The 21,982-nt window shown below is 62.4% G+C and carries 20 protein-coding genes and 2 pseudogenes; 8 read left to right on the top strand and 14 right to left on the bottom strand.

The window, feature by feature from the left end; all coding sequences use genetic code 11:
- Positions 1-43: 43 nt before the first annotated feature.
- Complete coding sequence (locus IHQ72_RS10535; protein WP_258122387.1) at positions 44-1,711, bottom strand: amidohydrolase; 1,668 nt, start codon at positions 1,709-1,711, stop codon at positions 44-46.
- Between the two features lie 169 nt (positions 1,712-1,880).
- Between IHQ72_RS10535 and IHQ72_RS10530 the strand changes: the two genes are divergently transcribed.
- A complete protein-coding gene (locus tag IHQ72_RS10530; protein WP_258122386.1) occupies positions 1,881-2,909 on the top strand; it encodes a histone deacetylase family protein in 1,029 nt (342 codons plus the stop codon).
- 125 nt (positions 2,910-3,034) lie between these two features.
- Here the strand turns inward: IHQ72_RS10530 and IHQ72_RS10525 are convergent.
- From IHQ72_RS10525 to IHQ72_RS10505, 5 genes and pseudogenes are all read right to left on the bottom strand, one after another.
- Positions 3,035-3,288: pseudogene (locus IHQ72_RS10525) on the bottom strand (transposase); the annotation flags it as partial.
- A gap of 222 nt (positions 3,289-3,510) precedes the next feature.
- The gene (locus IHQ72_RS10520) at positions 3,511-4,059 is read right to left on the bottom strand and encodes a dihydrofolate reductase family protein (protein WP_258122385.1); all 549 of its coding nucleotides are present in this window, start codon (positions 4,057-4,059) and stop codon (positions 3,511-3,513) included.
- Between the two features lie 41 nt (positions 4,060-4,100).
- On the bottom strand, positions 4,101-4,253 hold the full coding sequence (locus IHQ72_RS10515) for a dihydrofolate reductase family protein (protein ID WP_258122384.1): 153 nt from the start codon (positions 4,251-4,253) through the stop codon (positions 4,101-4,103).
- A 36-nt stretch (positions 4,254-4,289) separates the two neighbouring features.
- Complete coding sequence (locus IHQ72_RS10510) at positions 4,290-5,216, bottom strand: SRPBCC family protein (RefSeq protein ID WP_258122383.1); 927 nt, start codon at positions 5,214-5,216, stop codon at positions 4,290-4,292.
- A complete protein-coding gene (locus IHQ72_RS10505) occupies positions 5,213-5,554 on the bottom strand; it encodes an ArsR/SmtB family transcription factor (RefSeq protein WP_258122382.1) in 342 nt (113 codons plus the stop codon). Before IHQ72_RS10505 ends, IHQ72_RS10510 begins: the two co-directional genes overlap by 4 nt.
- A gap of 467 nt (positions 5,555-6,021) precedes the next feature.
- Here IHQ72_RS10505 and IHQ72_RS10500 point away from each other — a divergent pair, with 467 nt between their 5' ends.
- Positions 6,022-7,665, top strand: coding sequence for an MFS transporter (locus tag IHQ72_RS10500; RefSeq protein WP_258122380.1), 1,644 nt, complete (start codon positions 6,022-6,024; stop codon positions 7,663-7,665).
- 102 nt (positions 7,666-7,767) lie between these two features.
- Here the strand turns inward: IHQ72_RS10500 and IHQ72_RS10495 are convergent, their stop codons facing one another.
- Positions 7,768-9,189: a coiled-coil domain-containing protein gene (locus IHQ72_RS10495; RefSeq protein ID WP_258122379.1), complete on the bottom strand. Its 1,422-nt coding sequence runs from the start codon at positions 9,187-9,189 to the stop codon at positions 7,768-7,770.
- Between the two features lie 344 nt (positions 9,190-9,533).
- Positions 9,534-10,241 (bottom strand): annotated as a pseudogene (locus IHQ72_RS10490) (TauD/TfdA family dioxygenase).
- A 341-nt stretch (positions 10,242-10,582) separates the two neighbouring features.
- Here IHQ72_RS10490 and IHQ72_RS10485 point away from each other — a divergent pair.
- A protein-coding gene (locus tag IHQ72_RS10485; RefSeq protein ID WP_143744659.1) for an IS630 family transposase occupies positions 10,583-11,529 on the top strand; the annotation gives its coding sequence in 2 pieces (ribosomal slippage) (positions 10,583-10,921 and positions 10,924-11,529; 945 coding nt in all).
- A gap of 612 nt (positions 11,530-12,141) precedes the next feature.
- Positions 12,142-12,426, top strand: a complete 285-nt coding sequence (locus IHQ72_RS10480) for an SCP2 sterol-binding domain-containing protein (RefSeq protein WP_258122378.1) — start codon at positions 12,142-12,144, stop codon at positions 12,424-12,426.
- Positions 12,427-12,488: 62 nt separating this feature from the next.
- On the opposite strand, the gene IHQ72_RS10475 is transcribed toward IHQ72_RS10480, so the two are convergent.
- Together IHQ72_RS10475 and odc2 are read right to left on the bottom strand one after the other, a co-directional pair.
- Positions 12,489-13,097: a GNAT family N-acetyltransferase gene (locus IHQ72_RS10475; protein ID WP_258122377.1), complete on the bottom strand. Its 609-nt coding sequence runs from the start codon at positions 13,095-13,097 to the stop codon at positions 12,489-12,491.
- Between the two features lie 91 nt (positions 13,098-13,188).
- Positions 13,189-14,322 carry an ornithine/lysine decarboxylase gene (gene odc2 / locus IHQ72_RS10470; RefSeq protein ID WP_258122375.1) on the bottom strand — a complete coding sequence of 378 codons (1,134 nt, stop codon included), beginning with the start codon at positions 14,320-14,322 and terminating at the stop codon, positions 13,189-13,191.
- Between the two features lie 543 nt (positions 14,323-14,865).
- Here odc2 and IHQ72_RS10465 point away from each other — a divergent pair.
- The 4 genes from IHQ72_RS10465 (at position 14,866) to IHQ72_RS10450 (ending at position 18,867) form a co-directional block, all read left to right on the top strand.
- Positions 14,866-16,065: an amidase gene (locus tag IHQ72_RS10465; RefSeq protein ID WP_258123793.1), complete on the top strand. Its 1,200-nt coding sequence runs from the start codon at positions 14,866-14,868 to the stop codon at positions 16,063-16,065.
- Between the two features lies 1 nt (position 16,066).
- Positions 16,067-16,966 (top strand): LysR family transcriptional regulator, encoded by a 900-nt coding sequence (locus IHQ72_RS10460; protein ID WP_258122374.1) that lies wholly within the window; start codon positions 16,067-16,069, stop codon positions 16,964-16,966.
- Positions 16,967-17,051: 85 nt separating this feature from the next.
- Positions 17,052-17,720: a DUF1007 family protein gene (locus IHQ72_RS10455; protein ID WP_258122373.1), complete on the top strand. Its 669-nt coding sequence runs from the start codon at positions 17,052-17,054 to the stop codon at positions 17,718-17,720.
- Between the two features lie 4 nt (positions 17,721-17,724).
- Positions 17,725-18,867, top strand: a complete 1,143-nt coding sequence (locus tag IHQ72_RS10450) for a nickel/cobalt transporter (RefSeq protein WP_374120341.1) — start codon at positions 17,725-17,727, stop codon at positions 18,865-18,867.
- Positions 18,868-18,898: 31 nt separating this feature from the next.
- On the opposite strand, the gene denD is transcribed toward IHQ72_RS10450, so the two are convergent.
- From denD to IHQ72_RS10430, 4 genes are all read right to left on the bottom strand, one after another.
- Entirely contained in the window at positions 18,899-19,876 is a 978-nt protein-coding gene (denD, locus tag IHQ72_RS10445) for a D-erythronate dehydrogenase (protein ID WP_258122371.1), read from the bottom strand.
- A 1-nt stretch (position 19,877) separates the two neighbouring features.
- A complete protein-coding gene (locus IHQ72_RS10440; protein WP_123149641.1) occupies positions 19,878-20,084 on the bottom strand; it encodes a hypothetical protein in 207 nt (68 codons plus the stop codon).
- A gap of 63 nt (positions 20,085-20,147) precedes the next feature.
- Positions 20,148-21,122 carry a cation diffusion facilitator family transporter gene (locus IHQ72_RS10435; RefSeq protein ID WP_258122370.1) on the bottom strand — a complete coding sequence of 325 codons (975 nt, stop codon included), beginning with the start codon at positions 21,120-21,122 and terminating at the stop codon, positions 20,148-20,150.
- Positions 21,123-21,257: 135 nt separating this feature from the next.
- A complete protein-coding gene (locus IHQ72_RS10430; protein ID WP_258122369.1) occupies positions 21,258-21,944 on the bottom strand; it encodes a GNAT family N-acetyltransferase in 687 nt (228 codons plus the stop codon).
- Positions 21,945-21,982 lie beyond the last annotated feature (38 nt).

Here is a 21,982-nt window from a genome sequence, read left to right as displayed (position 1 = left end):
ATACATCTGAATGTCGATCCAGAACGCAATTCCCGTGCCGTCGTCAGGCCTGGTAAGTGATCTTGCCGCCGCAGATCGTCGTCACCGGCCGCACCGTATGCAGCGCTTCTGGCGCAGTCGCCTCGATGTCGCCTGAGAGCACCACGAGATCGGCCACAAAGCCTGACTTCAAGCGGCCCTTGCGGTGCTCCATGAACTCGGCATAGGCGCCTTCCACCGTATAGCCGCCGAGCGATTCATGCAGCGAGAAGCTCTGGTCGGGATCGCTGTCTGCCCATGGTTTGCGCAGCATTGCCGCCTGAATGCCCAGGATCGGATCGATCGGCGACACCGGCCAATCGGAGGCGAAGACGACGCGCGCGCCGGCATTCTTCAGCGTCCGCCACGCATAGCTCAGCGGCCAGCGGGCGGGCCCGATGCGCGACACTGTTGGTTCCAGCGGCAAGCCCATGCTGCCCGGCGGATGCGGTGGCTGCATCGAGGCAATGACGCCAAGCTTCGCGAAACGCGGTACGTCGGCGGCGGTGACCACCTCGATATGCTCGACCCGATGCCGGCTGTCGCGCCTGCCATTCGCCTTTTGCGCTGCGTCATAGCCGTCAAGCACGACACGCACGGCGCCGTCGCCAATCGAGTGCACCGCCATCTGCAGCCCGCGCCGGTCGACAGCCACGGCAAGGTCGATGAACTGCTGCGGCGTGAAAAGCGGCTCGCCCACCCAATCCGGACGGTCCGCATATGGCTCGACCATCACCGCCGTCCATGAATCGAGCACGCCGTCGTAGAACACCTTGACCATGCCCGACGACAGCCATTCGCCATTGTAGCGCTCAGCCATCACTGAGGCTTTGTCGAGCATGTCGAGCGTCATGAAATTCTTATAGTGGAACGGCACCTGCACGCGGCACAGCAAGCCGCCCTCGGCCTCGATCTCGGACAGGAGTTCGAGCTGGTGCAAATTGCCGTCCATGTTCTGGATCGATGTGATGCCGTGCCTGGCACACCATTCCAGCCCGCGGCGCATGATCGCCCGGTCGGAGGCCTGCTCCGCCGGCGTCGGCTTCGGGTCCGGCTCGCCGCCAGTGGCCAGGCCGAGCCGCACGCGATCCTCGCCGGCCAGCGCGATCAACGGCCCAAAAGCCTCGCCCTCGCGCAATTCGCCACTGGCCAGCCCGTCGTCGCCCATGACGATCTCGTTGCCGGGACCAAGCCGCTTGCCTCTCAGCAGGCCGGCCAGTTCCAATGCCTTGGTGTTCGCCCACATTGTGTGGTGGTCGGGCGCCGCCATGACGAAGGGCCGGTCCGGCAGGATGCGGTCGAGGTGATGGCGGCTGACCCGCTCAGTCGCCGACAGGATGGTGTAGTCGGCGCCTTGCGCCTGCAGAATGGGCAGGTCCGGCCGCTTTGCTGCATAATGGCGTATAGCGTCGCAAAGCGCCTCGAAACCGTGGACGCCCATCAGCTGGAGGTGATCGAGTTCGGCCGCGCCGGCGAAAAGATGCATATGCGCTTCGATGAAGCCGGGGACGACGGAGCCGCGGCCGGCATCGATGACGCGCGTGCCGGGTCCCTTGTGCTCCAGCACGGTCGCGCGATCTGCGATCGCAATGATTTCGCCGCCCTTGATGGCTATGGCTTCGGCGCGGGGAGTATCGGGATCCATTGTCAATATGCTGGCGTTCTCGACGATCAGATCGGCCGATGGCGGCATAAGTTTCTCCCGTTTGAGCTTAGGCTAGCAGAGTATTGGCGTCTGGCAAGCCGGCCGCTGCCACTCGCAACAGCGGTCCGGAATGCCTCTTGGCGGCGCTGAAACTCTCTGCCACAAAGCAGTCCGTCAATGATAGATGCGCAACTCGAAGAGCGAGCCAGCCGCCCAAATGAAGACTGTTTTCTCCCCTCTCCACGCCGGTCATGCCGGCAATTTCGAACTGATTTCAGGCGCCATTGTGCCGGCCTTCGAGAAGCCCTCGCGCGCCGAGTTCATCAAGGCGAGGGTGGAGAGCGAGCTCGGCCCGATCCTGCCACCCGAGACCCACGACCTCGCCGCCGCCAGGAAGGTGCATACCAGCGACTACATCGATTTCCTGCCGACCGTATGGCCGCTCTGGGAAGCGTCGGGCCGAACAGGTTCGGCCATCCCCTTCACCTGGCCGACGCGCGGCTTGCGCGGCGATGTGCGCCCCCAAACCATCGATGCGCTGCTTGGCTTTTATTCCTTCGACGGCGGCGCCACCTTCGTCAAAGGCACCTGGGAGGCGATCAAGTCATCCTACGACGTGGCGCTGACTGCGGCCGCTCTGGTCAAGGGCGGTGAGACGTCAGCCTTCGCGCTCTGCCGCCCGCCCGGCCATCACGCCGGCGCTGCCTTCATGGGCGGCTATTGCTTCATCAACAATGCCGCCGTTGCCGCGCAATGGTTCCGCGACCACGGCGCCAGGCACGTCTCGATCCTCGATGTCGACTACCATCACGGCAACGGCACGCAGGAGATCTTCTACAGCCGCGGCGACGTGCAGGTGCTGAACCTGCATGGCGACCCGATGACCGAATATCCGTTCTTCCTTGGCCATGCCGACGAGCGCGGCTCCGGGCCCGGCGAAGGCTTCAATGTCAACTATCCCCTGCCGTTCGGCACCGCATGGGATGCCTGGAATGCTTCGCTGGAAGACGCCTGCGCGAAACTTGCGGCTTACGCTCCCGATGTCGTTGTCGTCTCGCTCGGCGTCGACACGTTCGAGAAGGACCCGATCAGCAAGTTCAAGCTGAAAAGCGCCGACTATCCCAAGATTGGCCGTCGCATCGCCAAGCTCGGCCTGCCGACGCTGTTCGTCATGGAAGGCGGTTATGCCGTCGAGGAAATCGGCATCAACGCCGTCGGCGTGCTGACCGGATTCGAAGATCGGTAATGCATGTCGCCCAAAGGGCTGCCCCGGGGCGTTCGACCCGAGAGAGCGCTGCGGTTTTGGGCAACGACATTCGTAAAAAATCTAGGCCGTAGACTCATAGCGCGGAGCCACAGCCGCATTGAGTTCTCGCCGTCGTGCGCAGCCGTGATACTCTCCATCAGTCGGCCCCACACGCCTGCCTTCCGCCATCGCACGAAGCTGTTGTAGCAGGTGGTGCGCGGGCCATAGCGCCCGGGCAGGTCGCGCCAAGGCGCACCAGATCGCAGCACCCAGAAGATGCCGTTCAGCACGCGCCGATCATCAACACGCCTCTTGGCTTGTTGGGTAGCAGCGGCTCGATTACGCGCCATTCCAAGTCTGTCAGGTCATATCGGCTCATGGTGAGCCCTGAATCAGAATCCGGCGCGATGTGAAAGCAGCCTGTCGGCAAAAGCCCCCAATTCAGCCGTTCCGAGCCGGCCGCGCCATACCCATAGGCGGTCATTCACAGATTTAAGGTGATGGCAGCTACGCCCCTTGGCCGCCGATCGTCTGGAGCGCGCCTCTTCCCGGGCCCTCCCATTTCGACAAGCCTAGTTGACGGGAAAGAGCGGATCGATCGTCATTGTCTGCTCTCCGGCGCGTAATGGAGGATGACAACACCTGACTTGAGCGTCCTCGTCTCCAGATGCTTCAGGGGTATCCGGTTCGGGCCGCCCTTGAAGAGCGGCATGCCTCTCCCGAGAATGACGGGGTTGATCCCGAGGTGATACTCGTCGATCAGGCCGTGCTCCATCAGGGTCGCCGTGAGGTCGGCGCTGCCGAACACGAAGATGTCTCCGCCGTCCCTGGTCTTCAGCTTGGAGACTTCTTCCGCGACATTGCCGTTGAAGAGCTTCGTGTAGTTCCAGTCGGCGCTTTTCAGCGTGCGCGAGAAGACCACCTTCTCGATCTTGTTCATGAAATCCGCGATCCAGCCTTGCTCGGACGGCCAATAGGCTGCCATGACCTCGTAGGTTACGCGGCCGAAGATCAGCGTGTCGGCCTTTTCCTGGGTCTCACGAATGTAGTTCTCGAGTTCTTCTTCGAAGACGAACCAGCTGATGTCCCTGTCCGGACCTTCGAAGAAGCCGTCGACGGTCACCATGTCCCATATGATCAGTTTTCTCATAGAACCCTCCTCTTCGTGTATCCCTTCGTGAATTCTCGGCCCTATCCCGCGAAGCGGAAGCGCATGCTGGTGATCTGCCCCGCTTCCGAGACCTCGGTCTTCTCCAGCCTGACCGGCTCCATGCCCATCTGACTGAAGAGGCGGATGCCGTCGCCGATGAGGACGGGCGCGACATGGATGAGGACCTCGTCCACAAGCCCTAATTCGGGCCGACGGGAAGTCGCAGCATTTCAGCGGGATGCGACGAAGCGTTCCAGTTTACCCAGAGTTTGCAGTCCCAGTTCCACGGCACCGAAGCCCTTCGCCTCCTGGAACTCGGCAGCCGTGCTGAATACCATGCCCAGCGTTACCTTCGTTGCCCCGTCTTGATCCTCGAACGAGGCCCAGGCGTCGGCATGTTTCGGCCCGTTTTCACCCCAATGCAGCGTATAGCCGATCCTCTCCTCGGGCCGGACCTCGTTATAGAGATGGTGGTTCGGGAAGACCGTGCCGTCAGGCGCGATCATGTCGAATACCCATTCGCCGCCCGTTCGCAAGTCGATCCTCTTCGTTCGACAGGAGAAGCCTTCCGGCCCCCACCATTGCGGCAGCGTTTCAGAGTTCATCCAGGCGCCCCACACGACGGACCGCGGCGCCTGAATCACCCGCTGCAGCACCATGGTCCGTTCAGCCGCGCCCGCGAGGTTGTCTAGTCCCGCGCCAAACCCTTCTCGATAGCCTGCCTCCATGTCCTCCGCCAGCGAGGAAAGCTGCACCGTCACGACCAACCGGCTGCGCTCGTGCGTGCCCGAGATATCCGCCGTCACCAGCGCGACCGATTGCGTCACGCCTTCGGATGAGATCACCTCGTAATTCACGCTGCACAGCGCCGGCTGCAGCGCCAGCCAGCCGCACTCGCAGCGGATGTCCGGATGGCCCTCTACCTTGCAGAGCGAGACCTCGCGTCCACCCACCCTGGTGTCGGCCTCCAGGAACTCCACGGTGACCGAGGGCGATGGCGCAGCCCAGTTCGCCCGCGCGGCCGGGGCCGTCCATGCCTCCCACAGCACGGCCAATGGCGCGGCCACGTCCCGTTCGAAGGTGAGCGTCGCAAAGCGGCCTTTCCTATCATCAGGCACCGCACGGGTCGCACTGTTTGTAGCGAGGTTCTGTGTCATTCTTCGCTTTCCTTCATCACGTTCATCACAAATGCATCCAACCGGTCGAGCCGAGCCTCCCAGATGGCCCGCTGTTCATCGAGCCATGTCCGCACCGGATCCAGGGCCTTGGGCACGATGGCGCAGGTGCGTATCCGCCCGTCCTTGGACGTGGTGATCAACCCTGCCTCCTCCAGCACGGAAAGGTGCCGCATCACCGTGGGCAGCCGCAGTCCCGTGGGCCCAGCCAGATCCGTTACCCGCGCAGGTGTTTCGGCGAGCCGGGTCAGGATCGACCGGCGGGTCGGATCAGCGAGCGCGTGGAAGAGCAGCGAGAGATCAAGATCATGCTTAGCCATGTCGCTAACTATCGCCCAATTTGCCGGTGGCGCAAGCAAAAACTTCGTCAAGTCGCTAAGTATTTTTTGCCCAACGGGCCGAGTTCTTGGAGCAGGCGGCTTCTGTTGCCGAGTCCGCTGAGAAAGTTGCTCGCAGCGATGCGAGCGCAGGCCGATGCCTGCAATCAAAGACAAATTCCCTGAAGCCGCCAGTCCGCTTCCCACCAATCTCAGCCGTTCGCGTTTTATGGGTTCACGGCAGAAGGCAGGGGGCGCGGCGGGGCGGAAAGTCGGCCACCTCACCGAAGCGCTTCACGCGGCCTGCAAGAATGGCCGCTGACCTGTTCCAGCCACCGCTATCTTATTGTTGGACCATGATCTTCTTTGAAAAGGCGTTCGCCCTTTGCGAAGTCATGCTCTACTTTGAAGGGACGGCATGAGGGCACCGATTCTGGAAGAACGCAGCATTTGAAGTCGGGGAAGCATCCATGATCGACGACGAGCCGGACAGCGAACGCGTCTCGGCGCTGGCGCCGTTCCGGCACGGCATTTTCCGCGCCGTATGGTCCGCCAGTCTGGTTTCGAATTTCGGTGGCTTGATCCAGGGCGTCGGCGCTGCCTGGATGATGACCACGATCGCCACCTCGTCCTATCAGGTTGCGCTGGTCCAGGCCTCGACCACCTTGCCGATCATGCTGTTTGCGCTCGTTGCCGGTGCGATCGCCGACAGCTTTAATCGGCGCAAGGTCATGCTGATTGCCCAGATCTTCATGCTGGTCATCTCGGTTCTGTTGACCGTGTTCACCTATCTTGGCTTGATGACGCCGTGGACGCTGCTCGCCTTCGCCTTCCTGATCAACAGCGGCACGGCGCTTTACAACCCGTCATGGCAGGCTTCTGTCGGTGACATGGTGCCGCGCGCCAAGCTGCCTGCGGCCGTCGCGCTCAACTCCTTGGGCTTCAACCTGACGCGCAGCGTCGGCCCGGCGATCGGCGGCATCATCGTTGCCGCCGCAGGTGCTGCAGCGGCTTTTGCCGCCAACGCTTTGAGTTATGTCGGGCTCCTCATCGTGCTTGCCCGCTGGAAGCCGGACCTGCCAGCCTCGACACTGCCGCGCGAGACGCTGGGCGCGGCGATGGGCGCCGGCCTGCGCTACGTCGCCATGTCGCCCAATATCGGCAAGGTGCTGGTCAGGGGTGCGGCTTTTGGCTTCAGCGCCGGCGCGGTTCTGGCGCTGCTGCCGCTGGTGGCGCGCGATGTCGTCAAGGGCGATGCCTTGACCTACGGCATCATGCTCGGTGCTTTCGGTGTCGGTGCCGTCGGCGGCGCGCTGATCAGCGTCCGGCTGAGGCAGATCCTGTCCAGCGAGACGATGGTGCGCATGGCATTCGCCGGCTTCGCGCTCTGCGCCTTCAATGCCGCCGTCAGCGACCACGCCTGGCAGACGTCGCTCGGGCTGTTCATCGGCGGCGCCTGCTGGGTGATCGCGCTGTCGCATTTCAACGTCACCGTGCAGATGTCGACGCCGCGCTGGGTGGTCGGCCGGGTGCTCTCGGTCTATCAGACGGCGACCTTCGGCGGCATCGCGCTCGGCAGCTGGATTTGGGGTGTCGTCGCCGATGCGCATGGCGCCGAATTCGCGCTGATCGCGGCCGCTGTCGCGATGCTGGCGGGCGCCGCGGTTGGCCTGTTGTTGCCGTTGCCGCAGCAGGCGGTGCTCAACCTCGATCCGCTGAACCGTTTCAAGGAGCCGCATCTTGCGCTCGACCTAAAACTGCGCAGCGGCCCCATCGCCATCATGATCGAGTACATCATTCGCGAGGAGGACGTGCCGGAATTCCTAGCCACCATGGCTGAACGCGGCCGCATCCGCCGCCGTGACGGCGCCCGCAACTGGACGCTGGCGCGCGATCTCGAAAATCCGGCAATATGGATCGAGCACTATCACACGCCGACATGGCTCGAATACATCCGCCACAACAAGCGGGCCACCCATGCCGACGCTGTTATCGGCGAGCGCGTACGGGCGCTGCACAGCGGCGACGAGCCGCCACGCGTCCGTCGCATGATCGAACGCCCGACAACCGCCGGAACGGCGATCGTCATGCCGAAAGGACCGATCGAGCATTAGGCCGTGCCGGTGTGTCCAGCTGGATGAGCACATGACGCTCCAATCCATGCGCTAACCCTAACGGGTCACACCGAACACCAATCGGCGCACCCTACCCGCGCCTCAGGATGCAGCGCGCAGGCTTGTACGGACGCGCCGCCTGCTTGTGGCGCGGGCCTTCTCCGCCACGACACCGGTGATCTCGACCACGCCGTTCTCATGCGGCCTGGCGTTTGTCACCTTGTGGAGACGCTCATAGGGCAACAGTTCCTTGACGCGGGCATCGAGCAACGCGACTTCGGCTCGCAGATCCTCGCATTCCTGCCTCTGGACATCGAGCTGTATCTGTTCGGATGCCTGCTGCAGGGAAAGCTGCGAAAAATTCGCGCTCACCGTCGAAAGGTGCAACTTGTCGTTTTCGTTCTCCTTTCTGAGAGCGGACAACCTTTCCTCCGCAATTTGCTTTTCGGCCACAGCGTCGCTCCATTGAGCCTTGAGATTGGCGATCTCGCTGGCGGCTTGACTGTTCTCGTTCGAGGCAACTTCCAATCGTGATTGGAGGTTGCGAATTTCAGAGCGCAGGCCGCCGATCTCCGTGAAACTACGCGCACGCTCGGCCTCCCTGTCACCTTCCATGATACGGGCCGCTTCCGTCATTTCCGACAGTTTCGCTTGCGCGATATCGAGCGATTTCTGCAGCCGCATTTCCTCTTTCTCGCTCTTGCCAAGCGCAGCCAGCAGTTCCGAAAGTCGCGCCGCGTCATTGGCATGAATCGTCGAGAGTTCATCCAGCCTGTGCCGCGCCTCAGCTTCCCGTTTCAGCGCCTTGTCGAGATCGATCGACAGGCTGACATGTTTTTCCCTCAGTATCTCGTTCTCGCGTGCGCATCTGTTGGCCTCGGTCGTTTTGGCCGAAAGCGTTTTGACGAGGTCGCCGAACTCCGCTTCGCGTTCTGCGCTCGCATTGCCTGCCACGACGAGTTCCAGCCTTGCTGCAGCCAGCGCACCGCGAAGTGCCTCCTTGTCCTCGACCAGGCCTATCTCGCGCTGCTGCAGGGCCTCGACAGCGCTTTCACGCTCGCGCTGCTTTCTGGTCGCGTCGTGGAGCTGCTCCGACAGCACTCTTTGCTGCGTGGTCAGGCTGACATTTGCCAGTTCCAGTTCGTTGGCGCGAAGAATGTCCCCGTGAAGCAGCTTCAGGAATTCGCCTGTCAGATGATGCGAGGTCGCGATCTCCGACAGTTTCGTGTTGATCTCCTCCAGATACTCCCGTGCATCGTCAAAGAGCCCATCAACGGCATTTAACGCAGCCAGGCGGGTTTGTGTATGGGAAGTCAGCCGTAATGCGATCTCGGGAGTGTCCGCATCGTCCTCAGGCTGAGAGTTGTCATTCCTTGCCGCGAGATTCTCATCCGGGACGTCATTCAACGGCGATTGGTAGTCCAGGTTGAGACACTCGTCGAATGCATCCGCCAAATCGGCTTCGAGCTCCTTGAATGCTCTGTCCACCTTCTCGGCACGCTTGATCAGACTTTTGATTCTCATGACTGAACGTCCCCCCCTTCTAGCGCCACCATCAGATGTCGATCATCGCCTCCCGGATACGGGTTCATCTTACCTCCCCTGATCGTCCGCGGTCGCCGCGTGAGATGACCGCTCTTGATTCTCCTGTCGTGGTCCCGTTTACACCACCTCTGAGCGCAAAAGGCCGAGCCTACGCTAGGGACAGGCTTGGCCACTGTCCTCGTCTGTTTGAATGATGCAAACTGTAACTGCCCTGATTGTCGCGGGCTTTCGGGCAAACAACCCACCGGAGGAACGTCCGCCGGAGTTCAAGACCTTGGGTACCGACAGCTACTGACCGCACATCCGCGATCATCGTCGTGCCGCTATCGGGAGAGGACGCGAATGCGGCTCTGAAACTCACCCCGATCGACATAGCATCCCCGCAGATGTCTCAGCCCCGTGTTTGGGTTGAACGATTGGCGGCCGTGAAGCACCCGGCGATTGTCGAAGACCGCCATTTCGCCGGCCTTGAGGCGGTAGGCTATTTGAAAACGCGAGCTGCGGATCATCATCAGCTCGCGATAAGCCGCCTAGAAGGGGGTGCATATCTCGGAGGGAAGGTCGATGACATCGACAAGATGGGCGTTGAACCGCAACTCTGTCACGTCTCCATTGCGTCGAGTTACGATCACAGGAAACCGACCGCGCAGATCGTAGTTTTCGTCGTGAAAACGATAGGGGATATCGACCTCGCACAAGAGACGGTAGGCTTCCGGATCTTCCGCCTGTAATGCGGCCACGACCGCAAACCCGTCGGCAAAGACCGATCCACCGCCTTCAGCTTCATTGGCGATACAATGCAGGAATTGATAGCCGGGCGGCACCTCCTGGTTGGCGAGATCGGTGTGTAACGGCAGGGCGACTGGGGTGTAGGCCAGGTTGTTCGGGTTCGGCATCGACACGACTTCGAACATAGTGCCGAAATTTGTCTGGCGCGGGAAACCTACCCGCTCTGCCGCACGCCGCCCGGCGTCGGGATCATCGCCAAGCCCCTCGACGATGGAGAGCCCGTATGCAGCCGTCGCCTTCAGCCAGGCAAGCAGATCGGCATCGCTTTGAAAGAGGTCCCCGGCAGAGTAACGCGGTATGGTTTCAAGATCATCGAGCCGTCCCAGAGTTTCGGAGCGATCTCAGCCGGATCGTCCCGCTTTCTGCCCGGGCGGTAGGATTCAAAGAAATGGCCCGGTATTTCCTCCTCGGCCTGGTCGTTCGGCCAGACAATGCTCACCGCGCCGCGTCTGTCCTACACGTTGAGGGGTCTGAGCGAGGCGTCTACGCTAGAGCGGGATGAATTGAGTCTGAATCGAAAGGGGATTCCCGAAGGCGAGCAAATCTGATTCAACCTGCTGGCTGGGTCAGGAGGCCAGCATGGATGGGCAAGCCTTACTCGATGGATCTTCGCACGCGGGTGGTAGCGTCGGTTGAGCAGGAGGGCCTGTCGCGACGTCAGGCGGCAGAGCGCTACGGGGTTGGAATCAGCACGGTCATCCGATGGGTGCGCCGCTTGCGCGAGACGAACAAGCTGACACCCGGCAAGATGGGTGGGCACAGACCGAAGAAGATTGCCGGAGAGCATCGGGAGTGGCTGCTGCGGCGCTGCCGGGCGGCGGAGTTCACACTGCGCGGTCTTGTGGCCGAGCTTGGCGATCACGGCCTGAAGGTCGATTACCGCTCGGTGTGGGAGTTCGTTCACGCCGAGAAGCTCAGTCACAAAAAAAGACGCTGATCGCCAGTGAGCAGGATCGCCCGGATGTGGCGCGCCGGCGGGCACAGTGGGTAAAGTATCAGGACCGCATCGATCCTTCCCGCCTGGTGTTCATCGACGAGACCTGGACCAAGACCAATATGGCGCCGCTCAGAGGATGGGCGCCGCGCGGCGAGAGGATCAAGGCCAAGGTGCCGCACGGTCATTGGAAGACCATGACCTTCTTGGCGGCACTGCGCCACGACCGTGTCGATGCACCATGGCTGATCGACGGACCGATCAACGGCGAGCGTTTCCAGCTCTATGTCGATGCGGTTCTCGTCCCAACCCTCAAGCCCGGTGACATCGTCATCATGGACAATCTCGGTTCGCACAAGGGCAAGGCCGTGCGCCGTGCCATCCGCTCGGCCGGCGCCAGGCTGTTCTTGCTGCCCAAATACTCCCCCGACCTCAACCCTATTGAGAAATTCTTCGCCAAGCTCAAGCATTGGCTGCGCAAGGCTGCCAAGCGAACGGTCGAGACCGTCTGTGACGCCATCGGCCAAATCCTCGGCACTGTCACTTCAACCGAATGCAGAAATTACTTCATCGAGGCCGGCTATGCGCCAACCTAAATTCATCCCGCTCTAGTCAGGTCGAATATTCGCTCTTCGGTCTGTGGGTGAAACGCCGATGGTGCATTATCCTTTAGCCAAAGCCAGGGATAGCAGACTGTTTCGCCTGACGAGAAAGTCACGGCAAGCGCGGTCTCCCGGGCTTCCACGGAAAGCATGGTATTCATGATTGTGTCTCTCTGAACACGAAATTAAATTTTCAGCTTGGATCAGGCCCGCAGGCCATCAACCCAGCGGTGGTGGCCACCACAAACTCGGCTTCCCATAACGATGGGATCCGGGATTTCTGTTCGGTTCTTCGAGCACTCGATCTCCAGGTGAAACCTGGCTCCAGGTGAAATCTGGTGCACACCGCGATGGTGGCGGTCATTTGCCGGCGGTGTCCAGCTAAATGCGATGGGACCGCCATTCCTCTCCCGGCTGCCTCTCGTGGACAACCCAGCTTCGCTGCGGCGATAGAACCCATCCTCATCTCGGGGAACCGCGTTGACGTAAACGTCAACCCAAAGCTATATGCGCCAGCGACCGTGATCGCGAAATGCGCAAGACGGCGACTTCGGCCAGATCGAAGTGCCAATCTGCCACAAACGCAACGAGACGAGGAGAACGGCCATGAGCGTTCAGGAAATTGCCGACAAGATCAGCGCGCGCGTGGCGAGTGCCGGGTTCGATCGTTCCGTGAAATTCGATACCGGCGGCGACGGTGTCATCGTCATCGACGGCGCTGATGTCTCGACCACCGACGCGCCGGCCGACTGCACCATAAAGCTTTCGCTCGACGATCTGGAGTCGCTGATATCAGGCGATCTCAACCCGACCATGGCGTTCATGTCCGGCAAGATAAAGGTCGAAGGCGACATGAGCGTCGCCATGGCGCTGAGCCAGTTGATCGGCTGATCCAACCAATTCGGGATGAAAACAAGCCGCCGCCCGATGGGCGGCGGCTTATTTCCGATCCGTCAGGCCGCGAGCGGCAGTCGCTGTGCCTTCAGTTTGCGCCCTGCCGCCTTCAGCGTGCCCTGGGCGCCGGCGAGTGCGCCTTCCACCAGTTCCAGCGCCAGCAGGCGGTGCCGCTCATAAGGGCCCGGCATCGCAAGCGAGCCGGTTTTTTCGGCCGAAAACCCGAAGCGCTGGTAATAGGGCGCATCGCCGACCAGGAGGATCGCCGCATGGCCGAGGCGCGCGGCTTCAGCGATCGCATGGCGCATCAGCGCCGAGCCGATGCCGGTATTCTTGATTGCGGGATCGACGGCGAGCGGGCCAAGCAGAAGGGCTGCCCGACCGCCCTCGCCCAGCACGACATCCCATAGCCGCACGGTGCCGGCGACAGCACCCGATGCATCGCGCGCGACAAAGGTCAGGCCTTCCGAAGGCCGGCGGCCGCGCCGCAGCTTTTCCGATGATTTTTTCCGGCGCTTCGGCCCCATGGCGCGATCGAGCAAAGCCTCGCGCGCCGAAACGTCAGCAGCGGTTTCGGCGGTGATGACGAAGGCGCAAGCAGTCTCCCCCCTCGAGGGGGAGATCGACCGCTGCGCAGCGCCTTCAACAATGAAATCCACAATTTCCATTTCCGCGATCCTTCACGAGCGGATTGTTCCACAGGCGAACCGAAGCGGGCGATCTCGTCGCCCGCACCGGGTGATCTGAGGGCCGAAGCCGTCAGATCACGTAGGATCGGAGAGGCTCGAAGCCGTTGAAGGCGACCGAAGCGTAGGTCGTCGTGTAGGCGCCGGTGCCCTCGATCAGCACCTCGTCGCCGATGGTCAGCGACAGGGGCAGCGGATACGGCGTCTTCTCGTACATCACGTCGGCCGAATCGCAGGTCGGGCCGGCGAGCACGCACGGAGCGGTCTCGGTGCCGTCATGCGCGGTCACGATCGGGTAGCGGATCGCCTCGTCCATCGTCTCGGCGAGACCGCCGAACTTGCCGATGTCGAGGAAGACCCAGCGCACATTGTCGTTGTCGGCCTTCTTCGAGATCAGCACGACTTCCGACTTGATGACGCCGGCATTGCCGACCATGCCACGGCCCGGTTCGATGATCGTCTCGGGAATCGCGTTGCCAAAATGCTTGCGCAGCGCCGAGAAGATCGCCTGGCCATAGGCCTGTGCCACCGGCACATCCCTGAGGTAACGGGTCGGGAAGCCGCCGCCCATATTGACCATCTTGAGCACGATGCCTTCCTCGGCGAGCGACGCGAACACCTTTTTGGCATCGCCGAGCGCGCGGTCCCAGGCGGTCAGGTCGGTCTGCTGCGAGCCGACATGGAACGACACGCCATAGGCGTCGAGCCCTAGGGTCCTGGCATGGCGCAGCACGTCGACCGCCATCGCCGGCACGCAGCCGAACTTGCGCGACAGCGGCCATTCGGCGCCTTCGCCGTCGGTCAGCACGCGGCAGAACACACGGGCGCCGGGTGCAACGCGGGCGATCTTCTCGACCTCCTCGACGCAGTCCACCGCGAACAGCCGGATGCCGAGCTGATAGGCGCGCTGGATGTCGCGCTCCTTCTTGATGGTGTTGCCGAAGGAGATGCGGTCCGCCGGCGCACCGGCGTCCATCGCCATCTCGACTTCGGCAACGGAAGCGGTGTCGAAGGACGAGCCCATCGCAGCAAGGAGGCGCAGGATTTCCGGCGCCGGATTTGCTTTCACCGCATAGTAGATTTTGGAATCGGGAAGCGCCTTCTCGAAGGCGCGGAAATTGTCGCGCACGACATCGAGATCGACGACGAGGCATGGGCCGTTCGGACGTCGGGTGGCGAGGAAGTCAAGGATGCGCTGGGTAGCCATCGGGGTCTCTCCATCAGCGCCTTTCGGCGCGCACAAAGGCTGCGGGACGCGGGTCATCGACCTCGCGAACACGCGGTGGACAAAGGCGGGACGTCAAATCCATGGAACCAGCCGGTGGAGACCCCGGAACCATGAAGCGCCGTCTCGCGGCGGTGAACCTTGGCCTTGCCCGGCCTCGGTTCGCTTTGTCTGCCTTGGCTTGGATGGGAGACCCGTCCGCACTGCCGGCAATGAAGGTGTGCCTCTTCAGTAACCCCGGTCTTTGGACAACCGGCAGAACACCAGAAAGGCCCGCACCGTCGTTGCTTCAAGGTGTCCTCGATCTGGCGGTTGGCCGCTAAACCGACTGGAGGGGTTAGCTCCAGTTACCTTACCGATATCCCTCACCATTTTGAGGATCGGCGGACACCCACAGGCACGTGCGACTTTGGGCAAGGGCGATATAAGGTCGAAGGATTTCACAATCAATAAAAATCGTATGGCAGGTTGTAAAATTTCCGGCAGCGCACAATGTTGGACAGACTGTATCCGGATATCGAACGCATGACAGGCACTCGCGGCCCCCTGAACGCTTTTCTCGACCTTGACGATGTCCCTGTATCCAATGCGCAATCCGGCCCGCTTGCCGGCCTGCGGCTGGCCGTCAAGGATATTTACGACGTGGCCGGCTACCGCACCGGCTGCGGCAATCCGCAGAAATACCAGGAGGCTTCCCCCGCCTTGGCGACAGCGCCGGCCGTCCAGGCGCTGCTTGATTCGGGCGCGCGCTTCGTCGGCAAGACGCAGACCGATGAACTGGCCTTCTCCCTGATGGGGCTGAACGCGCATTTTGCGTCGCCGGTCAATTCGGCAGCACCGGACCGCATCACCGGCGGCTCGTCCTCCGGTTCCGCCGCCGCGGTCGCCGGCGGGCTGGCCGACATCGCCACCGGATCCGACACCGGCGGCTCGATCCGAGCCCCGGCAAGCTTTTGCGGTCTGATCGGCCTCAGGGTCACGCATGGCCGCATCTCGCTCGTTGGCACCATGCCGCTGGCCCCGTCCCTCGATACGTTCGGGTGGTTTGCCAAGGATATGGCGACCTATGACAAGGTCGGCGCGGTGCTGCTCGGCAATGATCTGCATCGCCACGAATTGCAGCGTCCGCTCGCCCTGGATGCGCTGGACGGGCTCGTGCTCGGCCCGCGGGAAGCCGATGAATATCGCGGCCTGGTCCGCCATGTCTCTTCGGTGATAGGCGCGCCGCGGGTCATTGCGCCGCTCTCGCATTCCACCGACGATCTCTACTGGTGCTTCCGCAAGCTGCAGGGGTACGAGGCCTGGCAAAATAATGGTGCCTGGATCTCGCAGGGTGACCGGATGCTCGGTCCCGGCGTCAAGGACCGCTTCGAGCATGGCGCGACCATCGACGCGGCAACCGCACAACGTGAAACGGAACGTCGCGTTTCGTTTCGTCTTGAACTTGCCGACCTGCTTGGCGAGGACGGCGTCCTTGTGCTGCCGACCGTTCCGGGTGCCGCCCCGCTCAAGGCTGATTCCTTCGACGATTTGCAGACCTATCGCGAACGCGCGCTGAGACTGCTGTGTCTTTCCGGTCTGTCGGGCTTTCCGCAGATCACCCTGCCGCTGGGCCATGTCGACGGCGCCCCTTTCGGCCTCTCGCTGCTCGGACCTGAGAACAGCGACCGGCAGCTAATGGCGCTTGCCGCGCGCATCCTTTCAGGCCACCAAAGGAGCGCATGACATGGACACGCTGACCCGCATGCGCGCCTTCATCGACGTGGTCGAGGCCGAAGGTTTTTCGGCAGCAGCGCGCAAGATCGGCCGCTCCAAGGCGCTGCTGTCGAAATATGTGCGCGAGTTGGAGGACGAGCTCGGCGCGTTGCTGCTCAACCGCACCACCAGGCAGTTCTCCCTAACCGAGGCCGGCCACACCTATTACCGTCGCGCCTCGGAAATCGTCCGCGAGGTCGACAGCCTGGCCGATGCGGTGCGCGAATCCTCCGGCGACGTGCGCGGCAGGATCAAACTTTCAGCACCGCGCACTTTTGCTGACGCACCGATCGGCCAATCGCTGATCGACTTCGCCAAGCAGCATCCCGACATCGTGCTCGACATTCATCTCGACGACCGCTTCGTCGATCTGGTCGAGGAAGGTTTCGATCTCGCTGTGCGCATTTCGCGGCTGGAGAACTCCTCGCTGATCGCGAGGCGTCTGGCGCCGTTTTCGGTGCGGCTCTGCGCATCGCCCGAACTGATCGTAAAGCACGGCATGCCGGTGCGGCCGCAGGACCTTGGCCGCGTGCCCTGCATCATCGACACCAATGGCCGCTGGCTGACCAACTGGCCGTTCAAGGGCGACAGCGGCGACACGGTAACCGTTTCGGTCTCCGGTCCGATTGAGGTCAACAGCCCGATGGCGGCAAGGGCCGCCGCCGTGGCGGGATTGGGATTTTCCATCCTGCCGGATTTCATCGCCGCGCCCGATATCGAAAGTGGCCGGCTGGTCACCGCGCTGGATGACCGCATCCTGCCGGGTGGCGGCATCTTTGCGGTCTATCCGCACCGACGCTATTTGCCTGCGAAAGTTCGCGTCTTTGTCGATTTCCTGGTGCAGTGGTTCAAGACGATTGACAATGCTTGAGCTTTTAGCCGCCGGGGGGTCCCATTTTCGCCCCCTTTCTGGTAACTCTCGACAGTCACCGAAGTCGATGGAATCACCACCCAGAATGCACCTGAAACGGCAAGCAATCATGATGGCTTCGGCCATGGCGGCGACATTTGCCACGGTCGGGCCAGCAAATGTGCATCCCCATGTCTTCGCCGAGGCTCGCCTCGAAGTGATCCTCAGCCCGGATCACCAAAGTGTGAAGGCCTTGCGCCATGTCTGGCGCTTCGACGATTTGTTTTCGAGCACGGTGATGATGGAGTTCGACAAGAATTCCGACCTGAAGCTCGATGACACGGAGCTGAAGGCAGTCGCCGACACCGTCCATGCTTCGCTGGCGGAGTTCAATTACTTCCAGCTCGTCACCGTCGACGGCAAGGATGAGGCGATGAGCCCGCCGCCGCAGCTGATGGCGAATTTTGACAACGACCAGCTCATCATCCTGTTCGAATCCGAACCTAAGGCGCCGACCAGGCTGGCCGGCAAGATCGATATCGGCGTCTATGACCCGACCTTCTACACGGCGATCGATTTCACCGAGGATGCCAATCTGCAGGTCGCCGGCTTGCCGTCGACATGCACGAGCAAGGTCGTTCGTCCGAACCCCGACGAGGCGATCGCCGCGAACCAGAAGACCCTGACGGACGCCTTCTTCAACGATCCGACAGGCACCGATATGAGCAAGATCTTTGCGACCAAGCTTGAACTGAACTGTCGGCCAGAAGGATAATCCGGTGACGAAACCGTCCCTGCGTTTGGCCTTCGGCCTTTTGGCCGTCGCCCTTGTGATGACGCACTTCCTCGGCGCCGCCCACGCCCAGAGCTCGCTCGGCATCGGCACCAATGACGGGATAGCTCCAACCACCGGCCCGTTCGCCCATATCCTGATGTGGATCAACCTGCGCCAGCAGGAATTCTACCGCGCGCTTGCCGGCGCGATGAAGGCGATGCGCGAGGACGGCAGCAAGCTGTGGCTGCTTATCGGCCTGTCCTTCGCCTATGGCATCTTCCATGCTGCCGGCCCCGGTCACGGCAAGGCGGTGATCTCGTCCTACATGGTGGCGAACGAAGTCGCGCTCAAGCGCGGCATCATGCTGTCGTTCGTCTCGGCCCTGCTGCAGGCGCTGACGGCGATCCTCGTGATGATGCTCGCCTACTTCGTCCTGCGCGGCACCACCATATCGATGACCGATGCGGCCTGGTTCCTCGAAGTCATGAGTTTTGTCTTCGTCACCCTGTTCGGCGCCTGGCTTTTGTGGCGCAAGGCCGGCCCCGCTATCCTTCGTCTGTTCGGCGCGAACCCTGCCTACAGCCTGTCGGCGGCCCATGCCGGCCATTTGCAAACAGGCCACTCACATTCCGCACATGCTCATTCGGCGCATTCCCATGCGCTTCACGCACATGGCCACGATGGACACAACCATGATCATGGCGCACACGACCATCGCCATGACCATGGCGGGCACGATCATCATCACCATGCGGCGGGCGAAGTCTGCGAGACGTGTGGACATTCACACGCGCCAGACCCGGCGCTGCTTTCCGGCGACCGTTTCGACTGGCGCACCGCCTGGTCGGCGGTGGCTGCCGTCGGTATCCGGCCCTGCTCGGGCGCGCTGATCGTGCTGAGCTTTGCCATGCTCAACGGGCTGTGGTTCGGCGGCATCCTGTCGGTGCTGGCGATGGCGCTCGGCACCGCGATCACGGTCTCGATCCTGGCGACGCTGGCGGTGACGGCCAAGAACTGGGCAGTCTATTTCGCCGGTGACGGCCGCATGGGCAACCGCATCCACTCGATCGTCGAGATCGGCGGCGCAGCCTTCGTCTTCCTGTTCGGGTTGCTGTTGTTGTCGGCCAGCCTGACGGCTGGCGGATGACGCCTTTGCGCGTCCGATTGGACGCAGCGCTCTAGCTTGCGATTCTGCCGCCCAGCTCGTCCTCGATATGGGCGCGGATGATGTCGTCGAAGCTGGTTTCGGCGGCAAAGCCAAGCTCCCTCGACCGCCGCGCCTCGAAGCGTGTCGGCCAGCCCTTGACGATCGCCCAGATCGTATCGTCGGGCTCCTCGCGGATCAGTTTCACCGCCTTGGCGCCGGCAACGCGTTCCAAGGCCTCGATCTGCTCGCCGACGGTGACGGCGACCCCGGGCATCGTCAGATTGCGGCGCGGCCCGACGGCGCTGCCGTCGATCCCTGCTGCGTGGATCAAAAAATTCACCGCGGAGCGCGGGCTGGCGTGGGTGTGCACGACAGAGCGCGGCACCGGCAATATTGCTTCCTGGCCGCTCAACGGCTCGCGGATGATGCCGGAGAAGAAGCCCGAGGCCGCCTTGTTCGGCTTTCCGGGCCTGACGCAGATGGTCGGCAGCCTGATGCCGACGCCGTCGAAGAAGCCGCGCCGCGTATAATCGGCGAGCAACGCTTCGCCCATCAGCTTCTGCGTGCCGTAGGAGGTCAATGGCGTCGGGTGGAATTCGTCGGGGATGACGTCCGGAAACGGTGCGCCGAAAACGGCGATCGACGAGGTGAAGACGACGCGCGGCGCAAACCCCGCCAGCCTTATGGCATCGAACAGCGCCCTTGTGCCGTCGAGATTGACGCGATAGCCGAGATCGAAATTGGCTTCCGCCTCGCCCGACACGACGCCGGCGAGATGGAAGATCACGTCGGGGCGCGACGCGACCAGCCGTTCCATCGCGCTCGCCGCGGCGAGATCGCCTGTATGGATGGTGACGCCGACGCCTTCCAGCGCCGGCGCCTGCGGCGGCACGATATCGTGAAGCTCGAGCGCGGCGATCTTCCGGCCGCTGAGCGTTCCGTCCGTCGCCAGCCGGGCGATGAGCTTGCGGCCGACCATGCCTGCCGCGCCGGTAATCAAAACACGCATATCAATGATCCTTTTTGCGCTGGCTGCGGCCACGCAGCCAAAACACGACGAAAATGGCCACCATGAAGACAGCGGCAATTACAGCGGCAAGAATGGTCGAGACGCGGCCGGCCGCCAGCATCACGGTTGGCAAATAGTAGGCGGCGATGCCGAACAGCAGCAGCACCCAGAGGGCACCTATCGCCGCGTTGCGCGTGTCGCGATCCATCACGCGGCCCTGACCCGGCGGGAATTCATCAAGTTCGTTACCAATGCCATGGAACTCCCGGAGTCAGTGGCCATGATGCGGAGCCGCATCGTGCGCATGGTCGTGCTCGCCATCGTGGCCATCATGGCTGTCGGCGCAATGGCCGAATTCCGGTTCTACGGTGGCGTGGGCAATGCCATGCTCGGCGGCAAGCCGCTTCTTGATGGCGCTGACCGCCTTGTGGGCATCGACGCCATCGCTGAGGCAAGCATGCAAGGTCGCCATGTTGCTTGACCCGTCGAGCGACCAGACATGCATGTGATGCACCTCGCGCACGCCCTTGACTGTCCCCTCTATGTCCCTGGCGATCAGGTCGCGATCGAGGCTCGCCGGCACGCCTTCGAGCAGGACATGGGCTGCTTCGCGCATCAGCGACCAGGCCGTGGACAGGATCAGCAGCGAGACAAGGACGGACAGGATCGGATCGATAGGCGTCCAGCCCGTTGCCAGGATGACCAGCGCAGCTATGATCGCCGCCGCCGAGCCAAGCAGGTCGCCGAGCACGTGCAGGATGGCACCGCGCATGTTCAGGCTGTCGCGGTCGCCGCCATGCAGCACGAAGAAGGAGCCGATATTGACCAGCAGACCGGCGATCGCGACGACCAGCATCGGCCCGCCGAGCACGGGCGCAGGCGTCAGCAGGCGTTCCCAAGCCTCATAGATGATCCACAGCGCAATGGCGAAGATGGCGATGCCGTTGGTATAGGCGACCAGCGTTTTGACCCGGCCGAAACCATAGGTGAGGCGAACGGTGGCCGGCCGGCCGGCCAGATGAAAAGCATACCAGGCAAGGCCGAGCGCAATACAGTCGGCCAGCATGTGGCCGGCATCCGCCAGCAGCGCCAGCGATCCGGTGAAGAGACCGCCAAGCGCCTCCACGACCATGAAGCCGGCGGTCAGGCAGGCTGCGATCAGCACCCGTTTCTTGTCGGTCGAGCCGTGCACATGACCGGCGCCGTGGCTGTGGTCATGCCCTTGCGAACCATGGTCATGCGCCATCTGCAAACTCCTGTTAGAGCCTGATCCATCCCGGCAGAATCGGGATGGAGGCTCAATCTTCCTGTTTGACCATGATCTTGCCCGAAAACCGGCTTCCACTTTTCGGGATCAGGCCTCCACTTTTCGGGATCATGGTCAGGCGCCGAACTCGGCGCGGAAATCCTCGAGCCGTCGCTTCTGGCGACCGTCCCCATCGAAATTGGCCGGATCGAGCCATGCCTCATAGGCTCTGCGCAGTGCCGGCCACTCCTTGTCGATGATCGCGTACCACGCGGTATCGCGGTTTTCGCCCTTGACCACAAGATGCTGGCGGAAAATGCCCTCGAACTTGAAGCCGAAACGCTCCGCCGCGCGCTTCGACGGCTCGTTGCGGTTGTTACATTTCCATTCGTAGCGGCGATAGCCAAGTTCATTGAAGATATATTTCATGAACAGGAACTGCGCCTCCGTCGCCGCCGGCTTGCGCGAGATCAGCGGCCCCCAATAGATGTTGCCGATCTCGATCACGCCATGGGCCGGATCGATTCGCATCAGCGTCTGGCGTCCGGCGACCTTGCCGCTGGCCTTGTCGATGACCGCGAAGAACAGCGGGTCCTCGCTGGCTTCGGCCTTGTCCAGCCATGGCTGGAAGGCGGCGCGGGTCTGCGGTGGATAGTCGAACAGCCAGGCGAAGCGGCCATCGACGTCAGGCACCGACGACGCCTCGAACAGGCCGTCGCCGTGCTTTTCGGCGTTGAGCGGTTCCAGCCTGACAGTGCGCCCCTCCAGGACTTTGCGTTCGGGCCGCGGGCGCGGTTGCCAATTCTTGAGGTTTTCCGACACCCAAAGCTCCAATCCGTTTGACTTTTGCGAAAGGACGC

It is taken from the genome of Mesorhizobium onobrychidis, assembly GCF_024707545.1.
Classification (GTDB): Bacteria; Pseudomonadota; Alphaproteobacteria; order Rhizobiales; family Rhizobiaceae; genus Mesorhizobium; species Mesorhizobium onobrychidis.
This window is presented reverse-complemented; position numbering and strand designations above follow the sequence as displayed.

What these genes read in the sequence shown, in the direction of transcription:
- IHQ72_RS10535 (WP_258122387.1), bottom strand. Translation starts at nt 1,711, where the DNA reads ATGCCGCCATCGGCCGATCTGATCGTCGAGAACGCCAGCATATTGACA.
- IHQ72_RS10530 (WP_258122386.1), top strand. Translation starts at nt 1,881, where the DNA reads ATGAAGACTGTTTTCTCCCCTCTCCACGCCGGTCATGCCGGCAATTTC.
- IHQ72_RS10520 (WP_258122385.1), bottom strand. Translation starts at nt 4,059, where the DNA reads ATGAGAAAACTGATCATATGGGACATGGTGACCGTCGACGGCTTCTTC.
- IHQ72_RS10510 (WP_258122383.1), bottom strand. Translation starts at nt 5,216, where the DNA reads ATGACACAGAACCTCGCTACAAACAGTGCGACCCGTGCGGTGCCTGAT.
- IHQ72_RS10505 (WP_258122382.1), bottom strand. Translation starts at nt 5,554, where the DNA reads ATGGCTAAGCATGATCTTGATCTCTCGCTGCTCTTCCACGCGCTCGCT.
- IHQ72_RS10500 (WP_258122380.1), top strand. Translation starts at nt 6,022, where the DNA reads ATGATCGACGACGAGCCGGACAGCGAACGCGTCTCGGCGCTGGCGCCG.
- IHQ72_RS10495 (WP_258122379.1), bottom strand. Translation starts at nt 9,189, where the DNA reads ATGAGAATCAAAAGTCTGATCAAGCGTGCCGAGAAGGTGGACAGAGCA.
- IHQ72_RS10480 (WP_258122378.1), top strand. Translation starts at nt 12,142, where the DNA reads ATGAGCGTTCAGGAAATTGCCGACAAGATCAGCGCGCGCGTGGCGAGT.
- IHQ72_RS10475 (WP_258122377.1), bottom strand. Translation starts at nt 13,097, where the DNA reads ATGGAAATTGTGGATTTCATTGTTGAAGGCGCTGCGCAGCGGTCGATC.
- odc2 (WP_258122375.1), bottom strand. Translation starts at nt 14,322, where the DNA reads ATGGCTACCCAGCGCATCCTTGACTTCCTCGCCACCCGACGTCCGAAC.
- IHQ72_RS10465 (WP_258123793.1), top strand. Translation starts at nt 14,866, where the DNA reads ATGACAGGCACTCGCGGCCCCCTGAACGCTTTTCTCGACCTTGACGAT.
- IHQ72_RS10460 (WP_258122374.1), top strand. Translation starts at nt 16,067, where the DNA reads ATGGACACGCTGACCCGCATGCGCGCCTTCATCGACGTGGTCGAGGCC.
- IHQ72_RS10455 (WP_258122373.1), top strand. Translation starts at nt 17,052, where the DNA reads ATGCACCTGAAACGGCAAGCAATCATGATGGCTTCGGCCATGGCGGCG.
- denD (WP_258122371.1), bottom strand. Translation starts at nt 19,876, where the DNA reads ATGCGTGTTTTGATTACCGGCGCGGCAGGCATGGTCGGCCGCAAGCTC.
- IHQ72_RS10440 (WP_123149641.1), bottom strand. Translation starts at nt 20,084, where the DNA reads ATGGATCGCGACACGCGCAACGCGGCGATAGGTGCCCTCTGGGTGCTG.
- IHQ72_RS10435 (WP_258122370.1), bottom strand. Translation starts at nt 21,122, where the DNA reads ATGGCGCATGACCATGGTTCGCAAGGGCATGACCACAGCCACGGCGCC.